Raw genomic sequence first — 18,323 nt, forward strand, 5'->3', positions numbered from 1 at the left:
CGCCATGACCGCGCCCGTCGTTCACTCGCTGCGCGAACAGATTCGCGAGCACATCGTGGAAGGCATCGTGAGCGGGCGCTGGAAGCCGGGCGAGCGGATCGTGGAGCGGCGGATCGCCGTCGAGCTTGAGGTCAGCCAGACGCCCGTGCGGGAGGCCCTGCGGGAGCTGGAGTCGCTGCGGCTGATCGAGTCCGCGCCCAACAAGGGCGTGCGGGTGAGGAACTTGACCGCCGCCGACCTGGAGGAGAGCTACCCCGTCCGGGCCGGTCTCGAGGCCATCGCCGCCGAGCTGGCCGCCGAGCGGCTCGCCGAGGACTGCTCGGCCCTGGAGCCGCATGTGGCGGCGCTGTACGAGGCCGACCGGGACTCCGACGGGACCGGGCAGGTGCGGCACACAGTCGGCTTCCACCGGGAGCTGGTGCGGGCCGCGCACAACTCCGTGCTCCTGCACACCTGGGAGGGGCTCGGCATCGAGGTGTTCACCGCGCTGTCGATCCGGTGGCTCGGCACGGTCCAGCAGTCGTACGCGGAGGAGCACGAGGCCCTCGTCTCGGCCTTCCGCCGGCGTGACCCGGCGATCGCGGAGCTGGTGAAGGCCCATGTGCTGGGGTGCGCGCCGCGGGCGTGAGGTCTGAGGCGTGAGGCGTGGTGTGACGGTCGCTGCAGGCGCGACGACGGTCGCGCTCATTCTCCGACCACTGTGCTCATACGTCGCCCCACCTGCGTAAATCCTTCGATTTGAAGGCACTCCGTGCCCTCTGGCGCGGCACCCTGTGCCCACTTTTGTCGATCTGAGGAAGTTTTCCCTTCAAGACTTTGATCGATCATCGATCGCGGGCTTACAGTCGACGACGGGCCCTCACCAGGGCCCTCGCCCTGTCCTGCCAAAGACCAAGGGCACCCCCGACCCTTTCCGTTTTGGGACCCAGCCCGCACTCGGGCACGGGCACCCCGTCCGACTCAGGAAGGCGGCGTCATGACCGACCCCCGCATCCAGCCGAGCGAGCTCGACCAGCTCCCGGACCGCGACCCGGAGGAGACCGCCGAATGGCAGGCCTCCCTGGACGCCGTGACCAAGGCGGCCGGGCCGCACCGTGCCGCGTACCTGATGCGCCGCACGCTGGAGCGCGCCGAGGGCGCGGGCCTGGCCCTGCCCAAGCTTCTTGAGACGGACTACGTCAACAGCATCCCGACCTCCGCCGAGCCCGTCATCGACGGCGACGAGGCGATGGAGTCCCGCATCACCGCGTGGAACCGCTGGAACGCGGCCGCGATGGTCACCCGCGGCGCCAAGCACGGCGTCGGCGGCCACATCGCCACCTTCGCCTCTGCCGCCTGGCTGTACGAGACGGGCTTCAACCACTTCTTCCACGGGAAGGAGGGCGACGGCTCCGGCGACCAGCTGTACATCCAGGGCCACGCCTCCCCCGGCATCTACGCCCGCGCCTTCCTCGACGGCCGCCTCGGCGAGCAGCAGCTCGACAACTTCCGCCAGGAGGCGGGCGGCGACGGCCTGCCGTCCTACCCGCACCCGCGCCGCCTGCCCTGGCTGTGGGAGTTCCCGACCGTGTCGATGGGCCTCGGCCCGCTCTCCGCGATCTACCAGGCCCGCTTCAACCGGTACCTCACCAACCGCGGCATCAAGGACGTCTCGTCCTCGCACGTGTGGGCGTTCCTCGGCGACGGCGAGATGGACGAGCCGGAGTCGACGGCGGCACTCGCACTGGCGGCGCGTGAGGAGCTGGACAACCTCACCTTCGTCATCAACTGCAACCTGCAGCGCCTCGACGGCCCGGTGCGCGCCAACTTCAAGATCGTGCAGGAGCTGGAGGCCCAGTTCCGCGGCGCCGGCTGGAACGTCGTGAAGTCGCTGTGGGGCAACGCCTGGGACGAGCTGTTCGCGCTCGACACCACGGGCGCCCTGGTCCGCCGCCTCCGCGAGGTCCCGGACGCGCAGGTCCAGACGTACCAGACCCGCGACGCCGCCTACATCCGCCAGGACTTCTTCGGCTCGGACCCGGCGCTCGTCGAGATGGCGAAGCTGCTCTCCGACGACAAGATCCTGGAGTGTTTCCACCTCTCCCGCGGTGGCCACGAGCCGCGCAAGGTCTACGCCGCGTACAAGGCCGCGCTGTCCCACAAGGGCGCGCCGACCGTCATCCTGGCGCAGACCGTCAAGGGCTTCACCCTCGGTGAGGGCTTCGCGTCCAAGAACGCGAACCACCAGATGAAGAAGCTGACGACGGACGAGTTCAAGAACATGCGTGACCTTCTTGAGCTGCCCATCTCCGACAGCCAGTTCGTGGACGGGGTCGTGCCCTACGGCCACCCCGGCGCCGACTCGCCCGAGGTCCGCTACCTCCAGGAGCGCCGCGCGGCCCTCGGCGGCCCGGCCCCGGCCCGCCGCACGCACGCGCTCGCGCCGCTGCCCGCACCCGCCGACAAGGCCTTCGCGGCCTTCGACAAGGGCTCCGGCTCCCAGTCGGTGGCGACGACCATGGCGCTCGTACGGCTCGTCAAGGACCTCGTACGCGACAAGGAGACCGGCAAGCGCTGGGTGCCGATCGTCCCGGACGAGGCCCGCACCTTCGGCATGGAGTCGCTGTTCCCCTCGCTCGGCATCTACTCGCCGAAGGGCCAGACGTACGAGCCGGTCGACCGCGACCAGCTCATGTACTACAAGGAAGCCAAGAACGGCCAGATCCTCAACGAGGGCATCACCGAGGCCGGTTCGATGGCGGACTTCATCGCCGCTTCGTCGTCGTACGCGACGCACGGCGAGGCGATGATCCCCTTCTACATCTTCTACTCGATGTTCGGCTGGCAGCGCACGGCCGACCAGATGTGGCAGCTCGGCGACCAGCTCGGCCGCGGCTTCCTCATCGGCGCCACGGCCGGTCGTACGACGCTGACGGGTGAGGGGCTTCAGCACGCCGACGGGCACTCGCCGGTGATCGCAGCGACGAACCCCGCCGCGCTCTCGTACGACCCCGCGTTCGCCTACGAGATCGGCGCCATCGTCAAGGAGGGCCTGCGCCGGATGTACGGCGAGGCCGCTCCCGGCGAGGACCAGGACGTCTTCTACTACCTGACCGTCTACAACGAGCCGATGCCGCAGCCCGCGAAGCCCGCGGGTGTGGACGAGGGCATCGTGAAGGGTCTGTACCGCTTCAACACGGCGGAGACGGCCGGGCTTTCGCCTGCCGCCAACGCCGCGCGGATCCAGCTCCTCGGCTCCGGTACGGCGATCCACTGGGTGCTCAAGGCCCAGCGGATGCTCGCCGAGGAGTGGGGCGTGGCCGCCGACGTGTGGTCCGCCACCTCCTGGACCGAGCTGCGGCGCGACGCCCTGGAGGCCGACGCGGCGCTGCTGCGCGGCGAGGAGCGGGTGCCGTACGTGCGCCAGGCGCTCGCCGGTGCGGAGGGCCCCGTGCTCGCGGTGTCCGACTACATGCGCCAGGTGCCCGACCAGATCGCCCAGTGGGTCGAGCAGGACTACTCCTCGCTCGGCGCCGACGGGTTCGGCCTGTCCGACACGCGTGACGCGGCCCGCCGCCACTTCGGTGTCGACGCCGAGTCGATCGTCGTCGCGGCGTTGGCTCGGCTCGCCGCGCAGGGGGTCGTGCCCGCTGCCGCGGTGAAGGAGGCTCGGGCCAAGTACGGGCTGTAAGCCTCCGGCTCGGTACGTGGGGTGGGGTTCCGTCGGGGTGACGGGGCCCCACCTTTTGCGTTGCCGCCGCGGCAACCGCTCCCCGCCGCTCCGCGCCGGGGTTCCCCCACCCACCCGTTGCTGTCGGCCCCGGGGCGCCCCACTGGGCTGCGCCCTTGCCCCGCCACGGCTGGGGGCGGATGGCCTGCCCGGCCCCGTCCCCGGCTCTGCCGACACGTGGCCCGGCCAGCCGCCCGACCTCCGCTTCCGCCGCCGCTGACTGCTGACTGCTGGCTGCTGACTGCTGGCTGCTGGCTGCTGGCCCGACCAGCCCCGACTTCGCCGGTCGCTGGCCCGCCGCCCCTGTGGGCAGCCGGGTCGCCCACAGGGCGATAAGGGTGCCCCTGCTTGAGCCAAGCCGAGAGCTTGGGCGGGTGGGTACGGCGGTGGCCACCCGCCGCGTCGGGCAACGCCTTCGCCCCAGCCCCGGTCCCGGGCGCCGTCGAGTGTGGGCGCGCGGCATCATGGGGGCATGCGCGCTGCCCGGCTCATCAAGATGGTGCTTCTGCTTCAGGCGCGGGCCTCCATGACCGCGGCCGAGCTCGCGGAGGAGCTGGAGGTCTCGGAGCGCACGATCACTCGGGACGCGCAGGCGCTGTCGGAGGCGGGCGTGCCGGTGTACGCGGACCGGGGCCGGGCGGGCGGCTACCGCCTCATCGGGGGGTATCGGACCCGCCTGACGGGGCTTGCCCGCAGCGAGGCCGAGGCGCTGTTCCTGTCCGGAGTCCCGGGCGCGCTGCGCGAGATGGGCCTGGAGGACGCCGCGTCCGCCGCCCGCCTGAAGGTCTCCGCCGCCCTCCTCCCCTCCTTGCGCGACGCCTCCCAGAGCGCCGCCCAACGCTTCCACCTGGACGCCCCGGGCTGGTTCAAGGAGACCCCCGCCCCAACCCTGCTGCCCGCCGTCGCGGACGCCGTGTGGGACGACCGCCCCCTGATCGCCCGCTACCGCCGCCAGGACTCCGAGGTCGGCCGCGAACTGGAGCCCTACGGCCTCGTCCTGAAGGCGGGAGTCTGGTACCTGTGCGCCCGCGTCCCGGACCCCGGCTCGGGCTCCGGCTCGGGCTCCGGCTCCGGCTCCGGCTCCGGCTCCGGCTCCGGCTCCGGCTCCGGCTCCGGCTCCGGCTCCTACCGTGTTTACCGCATCGATCGGTTCACCTCCGTCGAACCCCACGGCGAGAACCGCTTCGTGCGCGACGAGGACTTCGACCTCCCCGGCTTCTGGGAGGAGCGCGCCGCCCAGTTCGCCCGCGCCCTCCTGCGCGACAACGCCGTCCTGCGCCTGTCCCCCGACGGCGCCCGGCAACTCCCCTACGTCACCAACCGCGCCGCCGCCCACGAGGCCCTGGCGGACGCCGAACCCGACGAGCGGGGCTGGGTCACCATCACCCTGCCCGTCGAGTCCACCGTGGTCGCCTACTCCCAGCTCCTCATGCTGGGCCCGGACGCCGAGGTCCTCGGGCCGCCGGAGCTGCGGGACCGGCTGGCGGCGACGGCTGCCCGCATGGCCGCCCTCTACCGATAGCCCGTCACGTCCGCCTCCTTGCTCTCCTGGTCCACCTCCGTGATGTACCGCCACGCGTCCGGGGCCGAGCCGTCCACGTCCGTGAAGCCGTACTCCTTGGCGAGGCCGCCGCTGGACAGGGACGCGCCGTTCCACCGCGCCACGTCGGGGTCGGAGGCGAGGGCGACCAGGGCCCGGCCCACGAACGTCGGTGTCTCGGAGATCGCGAAGTGCGGGTTCTGCTTGGTGCCCGCCAGCCAGTCGTCCTCGGTGACCTTGAAATACGTGTCGAGCATCGCCTCCGAGCGCAGCCAGCCCGGCGTCAGGCACAGCGCCGTGCAGTCGAACTCCTTGACCTCCTCCGCGAGCGCGCGGGCCATGCGCAGCGGGGCCGCCTTCGCCAGGTCGTAGTAGAACGGCTTGCGGTAGCGCTGGTTGTACTCCTCGGTGCCGTCGGTCACCTCGACGACGAGGCCGCCGGGGTTGCGGACCAGCAGCGGCAGCGCGAAGCGGCTGGTGACGATGTGCGTCTCCATGCCCAGGCGGAGGATCCTGAGGCCCTTCTCCAGGTCGTGCTCCCACATCTTCTTGTCCCACTCGACATGGACGTCACCTCCCCAGATGTCGTTGACCAGGATGTCGAGGCGGCCCTGCTCCCGCTCGATCCGCTCGACCAGCGCGCGCACCTGCTCGGGGTCGAGGTGGTCCGTCGGCACCGCGATCCCCGTACCGCCCGTGCCCGCCTCGGCGCCCGCCGCGTCGACGAGTTCCGCCGTGCCCTCGATGGTCTCCTTGGTGCGGCCGACCTCGCTCGTGTGCTGCCGCGTCGTCCGCCCCGTCACATACACGGTCGCCCCCGCGCGGCCCAGCTCCACCGCCATGGCCCGCCCGGCCCCACGCGTGGCCCCCGCCACCAGCGCGATCTTCCCGGCGAGGCCGTCACCCTGCCCCGCCGCCACGGCCGCCCCGGCTGTCCCGGTCTCCTCGGATTCCGGCTTCGTCACTTCGTTCTCCGCTCCGCTCGCCGGGCCTGCCGACTGCTGTGTCTTCTCCATGTGTGGAGCCTCGCAGCGAATGCCGACACCTCCTGTCGGTCTTTCCACGGGCATGTGCACGCATAACGACACAGCCGCATTCCGACGCACTCCGCGTGCGCCCCCACCCCCCAGGACCGATGCTTGACCCGTGATGGACGAGACGGAGTTCTGGGAGATCGTGGACAGCACCCGCGAGGCCGCCGAGGGCGACCCCGAGGACCAGGCCGAGCTGGTCATCGACAAGCTCCTCGAATACGACCCGGACGCCGTCCTGGACTTCGCGCGGCACTTCGAGGCCCGCTACAACCGCGCCTACCGGTGGGATCTGTGGGGCGCCGCCTGGATCGTGCTCGACGGGGCGAGCGACGACGCCTTCGACTACTTCCGGTGCTGGCTGATCGGGCAGGGCCGGGAGGTCTTCGAGGGCGCCGTGCACGACCCGGACTCGCTCGCGGAACTCCTCGACGACTTCGACGACGAGATCGACGGCGACGGCGAGGAGCTGGGCTACGCCGCCGACGAGGCCTACGAGCGGATGACCGGCGTCGTCGCCCCCGACCTCGGCATCGCGCCCGCCCCGCCGGAGCCGGAGGGCACCCCGCTCGACTTCGAGGACGACCGCGTGCTCGCGGAGCGCTACCCCAAGCTGTGGGAGCGGTTCGCGGCCCGCTGACGCCGCCCCGGGGCGCCCCCGAAGGTCATCCGGCCCGTCTCCTCAGAAGTGCGTGCCCCCGTCCACCCGTATCTCCGTGCCCGTGATGAACCGGCCGTCGTCGGACCCGAGCATCGCCACGACGGACGCCACCGTCTCGGGGCCCGCGAAGCCCTGACCGATCGCCGGGGCCAGCTTCGCGAACAGGCTCAGGTCCGCGTCCTCGGGCAGGCCGGGGCCGTGGCTCCGCCCGCTGGCGCCGCTGCCGTCGGTCATGCCGCTGGAGATGGAGCCGGGCTGGACCGCGGTGAAGCGGATGCCCCGCTTCGCGTACTCGCTCGCCAGGGCGTGGGTCATGGACTGGATGCCGCCCTTGCTGGCCGCGTACGCCGCCATGTACGGATGGGCGAACGCCGCCGAGGTGGAGCTGAAGTTGACCACGGCCGCGTCCTCGCCCTCCAGCAGGAACGGGATCGACTCGCGGATCATCAGGAATGTGCCCGTCAGGTTGATCCGGAGCACCTGCTCGAAGGAGGCGAGGCTGGTCTCGTGCGTGTGCGAGGAGCGCAGCACACCCGCCGCGTTGACCAGCACGTCCAGGCCGCCGAGCGCGGCGGCCGCGGCGGCCACGCCCGCGCGCACCGACGCCTCGTCCGCGACGTCGACCAGCAGCGTCGTCAGCCGGCCCGCGTCGGCGCCCGCCTTCTGCTCCGTGTCCTTCAGGCCCGCCTCGCTGACGTCGGCGGCCACCACTCTGCCGCCCTCCGCGAGCAGGCGAAGCACGGTGGCTTGGCCGATGCCCGAGCCGCCGCCGGTGACGAGGGCGCGACGGTCCGCGTAACGCGTCAGGTTCATGGGTCTCTCCGATCAGCTCGGACAGCCGGGCCCGCTGCGGGTCCGGCACGGTCCATCAGATTTCAATGTACGCCTTAGTGGCACGTTTTGCCATAGCGTCAATTCGTGAATTACGACCGGGCCCCGCGTAGGCTTCGAACGTGAGCACCCAACCGCCGCAGCCCACGCGAGCGCCGCAGCCGACCCGCCCCTCGCTGACCGAGCGCCGCAAGGCGGCCACGCAGCTCGACATCGCCCGCGCCGCCGCCGAGCTCTTCGCCGAGCGGGGCCCGGACGGCACCACCGCCGAGGAGATCGCGCACCGTGCGGGCGTGGCGCTGCGCACCTTCTACCGCTACTTCCGCAACAAGCAGGACGCGGTCGCACCGCTGCTCGCCGGGGGCGCCGCCGAGTGGCGGGCCCGCCTGGCGGACCTGGACGCCGGGGTGCCGACGGCGCTCGAACGCTCCATCGCCGAGGCCCTCACCCCCGTGGACACGCGCGCCGACGAGGCCCTTGAGTGGACCCGCGGCCTGCTCCGCGCCGCCCAGGACGACCCGGCCCTGCGCGCGGTCTGGTACCGGGTGAACCAGGAGTCCGAGGAGCAGCTGGTCCCGGTGCTCGCCCGGCTCGTGGGCGAGGGCGCCGACGAGCTGGAGGTGCGGCTCGCCGCCGCGGCCGCCACCGACGCCATCCGGATCGCCCTGGAGACCTGGGCCGCCACGGACGCCCCGCCGCGCGGCCCCCACTCCCCCGCGGAGCTGGCGGTCCGCTGCCTGCGCGAGCTGACGGGCGGCCTCAGACTCCTGGAGGGATGAGGCGGTCGGCCACCAAAGGCCCGCCCCGGGCGCCTGCCCCGTCCCGGGCGCCCGCCCCGCCCCGGAAGCCCGCACCACCCCGCTGCACCCTCACCCCGAAACCCCGCACCACCCCGCTACGCCCCCGCCGCGGCGCCCGCCCCCTCTTCCTCCACCACGAACACCAGCAGCGCCACGTCGTCCCGTACCCCACCGGAGAACCGGACCAGATCGCTCCAGATCGCGTCGGTGAAGGCTGCCGGATCGCGCCGCTCCGCCGCGAAGATCGCGGGAAGCCGCTCCACCAGCGGATAGAAGACCCCGGCCGCGTCCCTCGCCTCGGTCACGCCGTCCGTGACGGTCAGCAGCCAGTCGCCGGGCTTGAGGCCGACGACGACGGGCTCGGGCGGTGCCACGCCCGCGATGCCGAGGCCGAGGGGCGGGCCGGGCGTGACGTCGAGTTCGGTGACCGCGCCGTCGCGCAGCAGCAGGGGTGGCGGGTGGCCGCAGGAGACGAGGCGCAGTTCGCCGGCCGTGGCGCCGAACTCCAGGAGGACGGCGGTGGCGAAGAGTTCGCCGGGCTCGCCGTGTTCGGCGTCTTCGGAGTCGATGACCAGGCGCCGGTCCAGGCGCGCGGCGACACCCTCCAGGTCGCCCTGGTCGAGGACCGCCTCCCGGAAGGCGCCGAGCAGCGCCGCGACGGTCCCGACGGCCGCGAGCCCGTGCCCCTGCACGTCCCCGACCAGGGCCCGCACCCCGCAGGGCCCCCTGCGCACGTCGAAGAGGTCACCGCCGACCAGAGTGCCGCGCTGCGCCGCCCGGTACAGGCCCGCGCAGCGCACCGGACCCACGCGTTCCGGCAGCGGCGGCAGGACCGCGAACTGGGCCGCCTCGGCGACCGTGCGGACGGTGACGAGCTGGGCGTCGCGGCGGCTGCGCACCCAGGCGAAGAGCACGCTGAGCACCGCCACGAAGGCGACGGTCGCGGTGTCGCTCTCCCCGGGGTGCCCCAGGTCGTAGTGCGGCAGGGAGAGCAGCAGCAGGACGGTACCGCCGAGGAGCGCGGTGGCCGCGGGCCCGTAGGCGAGGGCGGCGAGCGGCGGTACGGCGGCGAGCAGGAAGCTGAGGTCCAGCGTCTTGGGGGTCGCGAGCTGGATGACGCAGGTCAGGACCAGGAGCACCGGCGCGGGCCAGCGCGCCCAGGGAGGCGTCGGCGCACCGCGGTGCCAGCCCGCCTCCCGCGCGCTTCGGCGCCTGGCCGCGGCCCTGATCATCGGTGCTCCTTCCCCGCGGGCCGGAGGACGTGCCCACGCCCGCACAGGACGCGTCCCCGCGCGCGGTACACGCGTCCACGCTCAGCGGAGGACGTGTCCACGCTCCTACGCGCGCGTGGCGGGCGCACGCCGGGCCGGTCCGTCAGGTGTGCCGGGCGGGCGCTCCGGAGGGCGGCCGCCCGGGCCCCGGCGGCCCGGTGTCAGAGGGGGCGGCCCATCAGGACGTCGTCCACGTATCGGCCGTCCAGGAGGAACTCGCCGGGCAGCACGCCCTCGGTCACGAATCCCTCGGACTCGTAGAGCGTGCGCGCCGCGGTGTTGTGCCCGAGCACCCGCAGCGTGATGCGGCGCGCGCCCTGGCGGCGCGCCTCCGCCACCGCGGCCTGGAGCAGCTCGCGCCCCACGCCCTTGCCGCGCACCTCGTCGGCGACGACGAAGCCCAGGATCTGGCGCACGTGCGCGTTCACGGCGAGCGGGGTGGGGAACCCGAGCCTTATGTAGCCGACGACGTGCCCGTCGAGCTCGGCGACCAAGTGGTCGCGGGGGCCGAAGCGGTCGGAGAAGAACGGCTCGTAGGGTGGCTGCGGACGCGGCTGCACGGAGTGCACGGTGGACCAGTTCGCACGGTCCATGCGGGCCAGGGCGGCATCGTCGTCGGCCCGCGCGGTGCGTATGTACGTCTGCTGCATGAGCGCCACTGTACGGCGGGCGTACGACGGCACAACCGTCCCTTTCACGGCAGGATGGCCCCATGGAGCAGCACGTGTCGCCCCCGGAGTCGACGGATCCGGCGGCCCAGGCGAACCTCGTGAACCAGGAGAGCCAGGAGGACCAGGTGAACGAGGAGGACCAGGTGAACCCGGCGGAGCCCTCGCACAAGCCGCGCCGCGTCGCCGTGTCCGGCGCCTCCGGCCTCATCGGCTCCGCGCTCACGCGCTCGCTGTCGGACGACGGCCACGAGGTGGTCCGGCTGGTGCGCCGGGTCCCGCGTGCGAAGGACGAGGTGCGCTGGGACCCCAAGGAGGGGTACGTCGACGCCGCCGGGCTCGCGGGCTGCGACGCCGTCGTGAACCTGGCGGGCGCGGGCATCGGCGACCGGCGCTGGAACGACGCGTACAAGCGCGAGCTGCACGACAGCAGGGTGCTCGGCACCAGGACGCTCGCGGCCGCCGTGGCGGCCCTCGACGAGCCGCCCCGGGTGTTCCTGAACGGCAGCGCGATCGGCTACTACGGAGACACCGGTCAGCGCGCGGTGGACGAGACGGCCCCTCCTGGAGAGGGGTTCCTGCCGTCGATGTGCGTGGCGTGGGAGAAGGCGGCCGCGGCGGCCCAGGACGCGGGGGTGCGCACGGTGTTCACGCGCACCGGCCTGGTCGTCGCGCGCGGGGGCGGTGCCTGGGGGCGGATGTTCCCGCTCTTCAAGGCGGGTCTCGGCGGGCGGCTCGGCAGCGGCCGGCAGTACTGGAGCTTCATCGCGCTCTACGACGAGGTGGCGGCGCTGCGGCATCTGCTCGCGCGGGACGACCTGTCGGGGCCGTTCAACCTGACGGCCCCGGTGCCGGTCACCAACCGCGAGGTGACGGCCACCATGGGCCGGGTGCTGCACCGCCCGACGGTGTTCACCGCGCCCGCGCCCGCGCTGCGGGTGGTCCTCGGCGAGATGGCGGGGGACGTCCTCGGCAGCCAGCGCGTCCTGCCCACGCGGCTCACGGAGTCCGGGTTCGCGTTCACCCACCCCGGCATCGAGGACGCCGTCAGGGCCGCGCTGGCCTGACGCCCGGACCACCCCCGCCCGGCCGTGCGACCACCGTGCGTCCGTGCCCGGTCCATGCGCGACTCCCAGCGGCCGTCCACGCTCCTACCCTCGACCGGAACTCGGGGATTCCACCGCCCTCGTGAGGGCATAAGGCTCCCCAGCAGTCGAGCGAGCCGCGCAACCTCCGGGAGGAGCACGTGCCAGAGCCTGCGCACCATGTGGATGTCGTCATCGTGGGAGCCGGGGTCGCGGGACTGTCGGCCGCCCACCAGCTGACCAGCGCCGGTGTAACGACCGTTGTCCTGGAGGCCGCCCCTTACGTCGGCGGCCGGATGTCCACCGAGAAGGTGGACGGCTTCCGGCTCGACAGGATCGGGCAACTGCTGACCACGTCGTATCCGGAACTGCGTCACACGCCCGGTCTCGACGCACTCGTTCTGCGCCCCTTCGCCCCCGGTCTGCTGGTGCACAGCGCCGGCAGGCACCACCGCATGGTGGAGCCGAGCGGCGGGCGGAGCGCGAGGGGCGCACTCACGGCGGCGCGCGCCCTCGCGAGCGCCCCCCGGGTGCCGCGGCCCGCCCGCACGGCTCCGGGCGCCCCGCCCCGACCCCCGTCCAGGACCACGCCGTGGCCCTCCAGGCCGCCGTCCCGCACCGCACCGCTGGGCGGCGCACTCGACCAGGCCCGCCTCGGCGCGGCGCTCGCCCGGATCGCGGCGACCCCCGTGCGACGGCTCCTCGCGCGCCCCGAACTGCCCGCGGCCCAGGCCCTGTCCGCGCGCGGGCTGCCCGCGCGCACCATCGAGGGGTTCCTGCGCCCGCTCCTGTCGGCGCTGCTGTGCGACCCGGACCTGACGACGTCGAGCCGGTGCGCCGACCTCGCCCTGCACGCCTTCGCGCGCGGCCGCCTGTGCCTGCCCGAAGGCGGCGCCGACGCCCTGCCGGAGCTGCTCGCGGCCGCGCTGCCGCCCGGGACCGTACAGACCGGCGTCCGCGTCACCTCGGTGTCCGCGAACCGCGTCACCACCGCCGAGCACGGCGAACTGACCTGCGCCGGTGTCCTGCTGGCCACGGACGCCCGCGCCGCCGCCGAACTCCTCCCGGGCCTGCGCGTACCGCCGTTCCACCCGGTCACCGTGGTGCACCACGCGGTCCCTGAGCCGCCGCTCGCCGGACCCGCGCTCCTCCTGGACGCCGACCGCGAGGGCCCCGTCTCCCACACGGCCGTCGTCAGCCACGTCGACCCCACGCGCGCGCCCGCGGGCCGGACCCTGGTGTCCTCGACCGTCCTCGGCACGCCCCCGGACGACCTGGAGCGGTCCGTGCTCGGCCATCTCGCGAAGCTGTACGGCACGCCGACCGACCGCTGGGAGCCGCTTGCCGTGCACCGCACGCGCGAGGCGGTGCCCGCGATGCCGCCGCCGCACGATCTGCGCCGTCCCGTACGGCTGTTGGCGGGGCTCTACGTGTGCGGCGACCACCGCGACACCAGCACGGTGCAGGGCGCGCTGCACTCCGGGCGCAGGGCGGCGCACGCCGCGCTCGCCGACCTCGGCATCCGCCCCGCCGCCACGGAGGAGTCACTGCCCGCTGCCGCCTGAGGCCCCTTCCCGGGGCTCACTCATCGGACCTGTCCGACCCGTCGGACCGGCTCCCCCTAGGCCCCCGCGCCCCCCACGCGGGGGCTTCAGCCGTCCCGCGGTCTTGTCACCGACCCCGCGCAGCACTACCGTCCCAGCGGATCCGGGCATCGGACCACCGAGCCGCGGGAGGACTGACGTGCGTCGCACCTTGCCGGTGATCACACTCATCCTGGGCCTATTCATGGGATCTCTGACGGCGCCGACTGCCCATGCCGACGACCGGGGCGCACCCCGGCCGGATGACAGCACAGGCGCGCCCCGGCCGGGCGACGGCACAGGCACGCTCCGTCCGGACAACGGCATGCCGTCCGCCATCCCCCGCCCCACCGACTGGACCGCGCTCCCGGGGCGCACCGAACTCACCCACCGCACCCGCGTCCTGATCGACCCCCGGCAGGCGTCGGCCACCGCGCTGCCGTCCGGCCGTGCCGAATTCCCGGGCCCCGCGCGCCAGTCCGTGCGCGCGCTGGCGACTCGGCTGCGTACGGAGATCGAGCAGGTCACCGGGATCGCCCCACGCGTCGTCGCGGGCGGGCGGCCGGACCGGGACGACATCGTCCTGACGCTCGCCGCCGCCCAAGGCGCCCCCGCCGAGGCGCGGGCGGAGGGCTACCGCTTCGACAGCGCGGGCCCCGTCCGCGTGTCCGCAGCCTCCACGCACGGCCTGTACTACGGCACCCGCACCCTCCTCCAGCTCCTGCGCACCACCGCCGCCGACCACCGCGCCGTCCCGCGCGCCCGCTCGGCCGACCGGCCCGCGCAGGCGGTCCGCATGGTCCACCTGGACGCGGGGCGCAAGTACTGGCGGATCCCGTACCTGAAGAACCTGATCCGCAGGATGGGCGATCAGAAGCTCAACACCCTGTTCCTGCATCTGTCGGAGTCCGAGGGCTTCCGGCTGTACAGCCCGCGCTTCCCCGGGCTCGCCGACCCCGACCACAGCTACAGCCGCGCCGACATCGAGGAGTTGAAGGCCTTCGCCGCGCGGCATCACGTGCAGGTGATGCCGGGTCTCGAACTGCCCGGTCACGCCACGGTGATCAGCGAGGCGTTCGGCATCGGCTTCGGCTCGGGGCCGGGCGCGTGCACGGGGGCCCATACGCACTCCCACCTCACGCCGGACTGGATCATCGACATGACCAGCGAGAAGGCGATCGCCAAGAGCAAGGAGATCGTCGACGAGTTCGCGGGCTGGTTCGACGCGCCGCTGTTCTCGATCGGCGCGGAGGAGGTGCCGGGTCAGCTCGCCGCGTGCCCGCGCGTGAAGGAGCACCTGGCCGCAGCGCCCGACGTCTCGACGCTCGGTGACCTGCTCAACCGGTACATCAACACCCTGGACGACGTGGTCACTTCGCACGGCAAGCGCACCGCCGTCTACAACGGCTCCGAGCACCTGGCCGCGCCGCAGCAGCGCGTGCACGCCCCGGTCGTCTTCCTCACCTGGGAGGGCACCGGCGCGGAGCCCGCCATTCCGGGCCATGACGAGATCGCCATCGGCCCCTTCTACAACACCCCGAACAACTACCACCACAAGTACCCCGACGAGCCCTGGATGTACGACTCCTGGGCACCGAGCACCGCCCCCGACATGCTCGGCTCCGGCGTCGTGAACTGGGCGGACTACAACTTCTGGGCCGACGACGCATACGTCGAGCAGCACCTGGCGGGCCCCCGCGCGATCCTCGCCGACCGCGCCTGGAACGGCTCCCCGACGCCGGACACGCTCGCCGGCTTCCGGGCCCGCGCAGCCCGCGTCGGCGACCCCCCGGGCACCACGCCCGCGCGCACCCGCCCCCGCGTACAGGACCGGCCGAGCCACCACTGGACCTTCGACGACGCCGCGTACCCGAAGGGCTGGACGTACGCGGGCAGCCCCGGCAACACGATCTTCGCCGAGGACGTGGCGGGCGACCTGCCGGGCACCTCGTACATCATCGACAACCCCACGCCCGTGCCCGGCGTGCGCGGGCAGGCGTGGCGCTTCGACTCGGACCGGGACGGGGTCGGCTTCGGCGGTGTGGACGTGGCGGAGCCCTGGACCGTGTCGGTGCGGGTCCGGGCGACGGCGCGGACGGACGACCAGGTGCTGCTGAGCTCCAGGGCGGGGGCCTTGAAGCTCATGCAGCACGGCACGGGCCGGGTGGGCTTCACCCGCTACGGAGAGGCCGACTTCAGCTTTCCGTACGCCCTGCCGCTGGACCGGTGGGTGCAGCTGACGTGGGTCGCCTCGCCCGGTCGCACGGTCCTGTACGCGGACGGGGTGCGGGTCGGGGCCGTCCCCGCGTCGATTCCGTTGCCGATGCGGTCCATCGGTACGGAGCGGGCCTCGCTGCGCGGGGACCTGGACGACCTCGCCACGTGGGACGTGGCGAGGGGGCCCGAGGACGTCGCCCGGTCGGGGGCGGCCACGAACGGCCGCCCCCGCCCCCACTAGCCCAGCGCCGCGACCCGGTCGCGATACCCCCGCACCGGCGCCGCGTCCCGATACGGCTCCAGGCGGCGCTCGAAGTCGCGTACGTACTCCACCGCACGCACCGATCGCATCTCGCCCGCCGCCTGGGCCGCCTCCGCGCCCAGTTGGCAGGCCTGTTCCAGCTCGCCGAGGCCGAGGCGCGCGGAGGCCAGGACGACGCGGCAGAAGAGCCTGCTGCGGGCGTAGCCGGGGGCGCGCAGTTGCAGGGAGCGCTCGGCGTGCTGCGCGGCCGCGCGGTACTGCTGGAGATCGCGGTTGCAGTGCGCGAACTCGTCGGCGAGCTGTGCCTCGTCGAAGAACCGCGCCCAGTACGGGACCTCGTCGCCGGGCCGGGCGGTCTCCAGGGCGCGCTCGGCGCGCACCATGGACGCCGAGCAGGCCCGCACCTCGCCGAGCACCCCGTGCCCGCGCGCCTCGACGGCGTGCAGCAGGGCCTGCACGACGGGCGGCGCCGAGGAGCCGACGCCCTGCTGGGCGACGCGGGCGAGCTGCACGGCTTCGCGGCCGTGGCCGAGGTAGACGGCCTGGCGGCTCATGGTGACCAGGACGTAGCTGCCGTACGCCCGGTCGCCCGCGGCCTGCGACAGGCGCAGCGCCTGCACGAAGTACCGCTGGGCGAGCCCGTGCGCGGCGATGTCGTACGACGTCCAGCCCGCGAGCCGGGTCAGGTCGGCGGCGGCCGCGAACAGGCGCCGCCCGGCCTGCTCGCCGTAGGTGCCGCGGAGCATCGGCTCGGCCTCGTGCTCCAGGTACCGCACCAGGGCCTGGCGGGCGTGCCCGCCGCCGTAGGCGTGGTCCAGGGCGCGGAACAGCTCGCCGACGGAGCGCAGGGCCGCGATGTCGCCGCCGGTGACCCGGTGGCCGGGCCCCCGGTCGGTGTCGCGGCGCTGCCGGGGCACGATCGGGCGGCCCTGCGGGGGCACGCGGGGTGTCTGCGGCGGCTCGCCGCGGGCGACGCGCTCGTCGGCGCGGCCGATCAGCCAGTCCCGGCTCGGCACCACGAGCCCGGCCGGGGTGAAAGCGATCTTGCGCAGCTCGGCGTGGCTGCCGGAGTCCTTGCGCCACAGGCCGCCGACGATGTCGACGGCTTCCTCGGGCGAGGACGCGAACTCCAGGCCCGCGTAGACGGGCGCGCACGCGTCGAGCCCGAGGTCCTGTGCGGACAGGCGCCGGCCGAGGCGCCGGGTGAAGACCTCCGCGATCAGTGCGGGGGTCGTGCCGCGGGGCTGCTGGCCTCTGAGCCAGCGTGTCACCGATGTCTTGTCGTACCTGAGATCGAGACCGTGCTCGAGCCCTAGCTGATCGACGCGGCGCGCCAGGCCCGCATTGGAGAACCCGGCTTCCGCGATGAGCGCGGCTAGCTGGCGGTTGGGGGTGCGCTGCGGGGGTCGTTCCGTCATCAGCTGTGCGGTCTCCTGCCTTCCGGGCCTGCCTTGAGCAGCCCTTATGGCCTCGTGAACGGCGCGAATGTAGCGGCCCGTACGGCCCCCATCTCGGCCTTCAAGCTGCATTCATCCGATCGTGTGAGGATTGACCGGAGGGCTGACGGGATTCCGCCGGACGTACAGTGGCAGGGGCGCGATCCGTGCACAGTGAAGGTTTCCGTGCAGGCGCGGGTCCGGTGCACGCGGATGGTTCTAGGGAGGCACGTGCCGTGGGCGAGATTCGATTCATCCGGCTGGGATTCGGTCCGGAGTCCGTCGAGTACCAGGAGGCCTGGGACGAGCAGCGACGGGTGCACGCGGCCCGCTTCGCGGACGAGGTCCCGGACACCTGCCTGCTCCTGGAGCACCCGCCGGTGTACACGGCGGGCCGCAGGACCGAGGACAGCGAGCGCCCGCTGGACGGCACCCCGGTGGTGGACGTGGACCGCGGCGGCAAGATCACCTGGCACGGTCCGGGCCAGCTCGTGGGCTACCCGATCCAGAAGCTGCCGCGTCCGGTGGACGTCGTAGCACACGTACGCCGCCTGGAAGACGCACTTATCCGAACGTGTGCCGAGTTCGGTCTCGAAACCACGCGCGTCGAGGGACGCAGCGGCGTATGGGTCCTCGGTGATCCGGTGGAGTCGCGCCCGGCCCTCGGCGGGCTCAGCCTCGACTTCGATCCGCGCCTCACGGACGACGAGTTCGACCCCCGCCTCAACGGCCCGGAGTACGCGCCCTCCAACGCCGGCCAGCGCCGCGAGGACCGCAAGGTCGCCGCGATCGGCATCCGCGTCGCCAAGGGCGTGACCATGCACGGCTTCGCGCTGAACGTGAACCCGGACAACACCTGGTTCGACCGGATCGTGCCGTGCGGCATCCGCGACGCGGGTGTGACGTCCATCGCGCACGAGGTGGGCCGCGACCTCACGATCGCGGACGTGCTGCCGGTGGCCGAGAGGCATCTGCGGGACGTACTGGAGAACGCGGATCTCAAGCCGCGAGTGGTGGAGAAGCCTGCCTCGGGGGGGGGGGGGGCCCCCCCCCAAGGTGCCGGGGCCCTCCCGGGAGGAGGCAGGGGCCCCCAAAACCCCCCCCCCCCGCCCCCCGGACCCGAAACGAAGGGGAGGGGGAAAGACCTTGGGCGGGGGAGGAGGGGGTTAAGGGGGGGAGAAGCGCGGCTATGAAGAGACGGAGCCGCCCAAAACAAAGACCCCAAAGAG

At 73.3% G+C, this 18,323-nt stretch carries 13 protein-coding genes and 1 pseudogene; 9 read left to right on the plus strand and 5 right to left on the minus strand.

The window, feature by feature from the left end; genetic code table 11:
* The first annotated feature begins 4 nt into the window (after window positions 1–4).
* The 3 genes from ACZ6AA_RS32200 to ACZ6AA_RS32210 all read left to right on the plus strand — a co-directional run bounded on the left by ACZ6AA_RS32200 (window position 5) and on the right by ACZ6AA_RS32210 (window position 5,231).
* Window positions 5–628: a GntR family transcriptional regulator gene (locus ACZ6AA_RS32200; RefSeq protein ID WP_468449233.1), complete on the plus strand. Its 624-nt coding sequence runs from the start codon at window positions 5–7 to the stop codon at window positions 626–628.
* Window positions 629–976: 348 nt separating this feature from the next.
* The gene (gene aceE / locus ACZ6AA_RS32205) at window positions 977–3,670 is read left to right on the plus strand and encodes a pyruvate dehydrogenase (acetyl-transferring), homodimeric type (protein WP_468449235.1); all 2,694 of its coding nucleotides are present in this window, start codon (window positions 977–979) and stop codon (window positions 3,668–3,670) included.
* A 511-nt stretch (window positions 3,671–4,181) separates the two neighbouring features.
* Window positions 4,182–5,231 (plus strand): helix-turn-helix transcriptional regulator, encoded by a 1,050-nt coding sequence (locus tag ACZ6AA_RS32210; protein WP_471461870.1) that lies wholly within the window; start codon window positions 4,182–4,184, stop codon window positions 5,229–5,231.
* Here the strand turns inward: ACZ6AA_RS32210 and ACZ6AA_RS32215 are convergent.
* A complete protein-coding gene (locus tag ACZ6AA_RS32215) occupies window positions 5,222–6,265 on the minus strand; it encodes an SDR family oxidoreductase (RefSeq protein ID WP_468449239.1) in 1,044 nt (347 codons plus the stop codon). The two genes, ACZ6AA_RS32210 and ACZ6AA_RS32215, sit on opposite strands and share 10 nt — an antisense overlap.
* 133 nt (window positions 6,266–6,398) lie before the next feature.
* Here ACZ6AA_RS32215 and ACZ6AA_RS32220 point away from each other — a divergent pair, with 133 nt between their 5' ends.
* Entirely contained in the window at window positions 6,399–6,920 is a 522-nt protein-coding gene (locus ACZ6AA_RS32220) for a DUF4240 domain-containing protein (RefSeq protein WP_468450125.1), read from the plus strand.
* 42 nt (window positions 6,921–6,962) lie between these two features.
* On the opposite strand, the gene ACZ6AA_RS32225 is transcribed toward ACZ6AA_RS32220, so the two are convergent.
* A complete protein-coding gene (locus ACZ6AA_RS32225; protein WP_468449241.1) occupies window positions 6,963–7,754 on the minus strand; it encodes an SDR family NAD(P)-dependent oxidoreductase in 792 nt (263 codons plus the stop codon).
* A 140-nt stretch (window positions 7,755–7,894) separates the two neighbouring features.
* Here ACZ6AA_RS32225 and ACZ6AA_RS32230 point away from each other — a divergent pair, with 140 nt between their 5' ends.
* Window positions 7,895–8,551: a TetR/AcrR family transcriptional regulator gene (locus ACZ6AA_RS32230; RefSeq protein ID WP_468481015.1), complete on the plus strand. Its 657-nt coding sequence runs from the start codon at window positions 7,895–7,897 to the stop codon at window positions 8,549–8,551.
* Window positions 8,552–8,667: 116 nt separating this feature from the next.
* Here ACZ6AA_RS32230 and ACZ6AA_RS32235 read toward each other — a convergent pair whose 3' ends face one another.
* Window positions 8,668–9,804 (minus strand): PP2C family protein-serine/threonine phosphatase, encoded by a 1,137-nt coding sequence (locus ACZ6AA_RS32235; RefSeq protein ID WP_468449245.1) that lies wholly within the window; start codon window positions 9,802–9,804, stop codon window positions 8,668–8,670.
* 200 nt (window positions 9,805–10,004) lie between these two features.
* A complete protein-coding gene (locus ACZ6AA_RS32240; RefSeq protein ID WP_471461874.1) occupies window positions 10,005–10,493 on the minus strand; it encodes a GNAT family N-acetyltransferase in 489 nt (162 codons plus the stop codon).
* A 62-nt stretch (window positions 10,494–10,555) separates the two neighbouring features.
* Between ACZ6AA_RS32240 and ACZ6AA_RS32245 the strand changes: the two genes are divergently transcribed.
* The 3 genes from ACZ6AA_RS32245 (at window position 10,556) to ACZ6AA_RS32255 (ending at window position 15,637) form a co-directional block, all read left to right on the plus strand.
* A complete protein-coding gene (locus tag ACZ6AA_RS32245) occupies window positions 10,556–11,578 on the plus strand; it encodes a TIGR01777 family oxidoreductase (protein ID WP_471461876.1) in 1,023 nt (340 codons plus the stop codon).
* A 179-nt stretch (window positions 11,579–11,757) separates the two neighbouring features.
* Window positions 11,758–13,161 carry an NAD(P)/FAD-dependent oxidoreductase gene (locus tag ACZ6AA_RS32250; RefSeq protein WP_468481013.1) on the plus strand — a complete coding sequence of 468 codons (1,404 nt, stop codon included), beginning with the start codon at window positions 11,758–11,760 and terminating at the stop codon, window positions 13,159–13,161.
* A gap of 343 nt (window positions 13,162–13,504) precedes the next feature.
* Window positions 13,505–15,637 (plus strand): family 20 glycosylhydrolase, encoded by a 2,133-nt coding sequence (locus tag ACZ6AA_RS32255; RefSeq protein WP_471461879.1) that lies wholly within the window; start codon window positions 13,505–13,507, stop codon window positions 15,635–15,637.
* Here ACZ6AA_RS32255 and ACZ6AA_RS32260 read toward each other — a convergent pair.
* Window positions 15,634–17,076, minus strand: a complete 1,443-nt coding sequence (locus ACZ6AA_RS32260) for a regulator (RefSeq protein WP_087883783.1) — start codon at window positions 17,074–17,076, stop codon at window positions 15,634–15,636. The two genes, ACZ6AA_RS32255 and ACZ6AA_RS32260, sit on opposite strands and share 4 nt — an antisense overlap.
* A 254-nt stretch (window positions 17,077–17,330) precedes the next feature.
* Here ACZ6AA_RS32260 and lipB point away from each other — a divergent pair.
* Window positions 17,331–18,116: pseudogene (lipB, locus tag ACZ6AA_RS32265) on the plus strand (lipoyl(octanoyl) transferase LipB); the annotation flags it as partial.
* Window positions 18,117–18,323 lie beyond the last annotated feature (207 nt).

Source organism: Streptomyces sp. NPDC040610, from assembly GCF_055594065.1.

What these genes read in the sequence shown, in the direction of transcription:
- ACZ6AA_RS32200 (WP_468449233.1), top strand. Translation starts at nt 5, where the DNA reads ATGACCGCGCCCGTCGTTCACTCGCTGCGCGAACAGATTCGCGAGCAC.
- ACZ6AA_RS32235 (WP_468449245.1), bottom strand. Translation starts at nt 9,804, where the DNA reads ATGATCAGGGCCGCGGCCAGGCGCCGAAGCGCGCGGGAGGCGGGCTGG.
- ACZ6AA_RS32255 (WP_471461879.1), top strand. Translation starts at nt 13,505, where the DNA reads ATGCCGTCCGCCATCCCCCGCCCCACCGACTGGACCGCGCTCCCGGGG.
- ACZ6AA_RS32260 (WP_087883783.1), bottom strand. Translation starts at nt 17,076, where the DNA reads ATGACGGAACGACCCCCGCAGCGCACCCCCAACCGCCAGCTAGCCGCG.
- ACZ6AA_RS32240 (WP_471461874.1), bottom strand. Translation starts at nt 10,493, where the DNA reads ATGCAGCAGACGTACATACGCACCGCGCGGGCCGACGACGATGCCGCC.
- ACZ6AA_RS32245 (WP_471461876.1), top strand. Translation starts at nt 10,556, where the DNA reads ATGGAGCAGCACGTGTCGCCCCCGGAGTCGACGGATCCGGCGGCCCAG.
- aceE (WP_468449235.1), top strand. Translation starts at nt 977, where the DNA reads ATGACCGACCCCCGCATCCAGCCGAGCGAGCTCGACCAGCTCCCGGAC.
- ACZ6AA_RS32215 (WP_468449239.1), bottom strand. Translation starts at nt 6,265, where the DNA reads ATGGAGAAGACACAGCAGTCGGCAGGCCCGGCGAGCGGAGCGGAGAAC.
- ACZ6AA_RS32220 (WP_468450125.1), top strand. Translation starts at nt 6,399, where the DNA reads ATGGACGAGACGGAGTTCTGGGAGATCGTGGACAGCACCCGCGAGGCC.
- ACZ6AA_RS32225 (WP_468449241.1), bottom strand. Translation starts at nt 7,754, where the DNA reads ATGAACCTGACGCGTTACGCGGACCGTCGCGCCCTCGTCACCGGCGGC.
- ACZ6AA_RS32210 (WP_471461870.1), top strand. Translation starts at nt 4,182, where the DNA reads ATGCGCGCTGCCCGGCTCATCAAGATGGTGCTTCTGCTTCAGGCGCGG.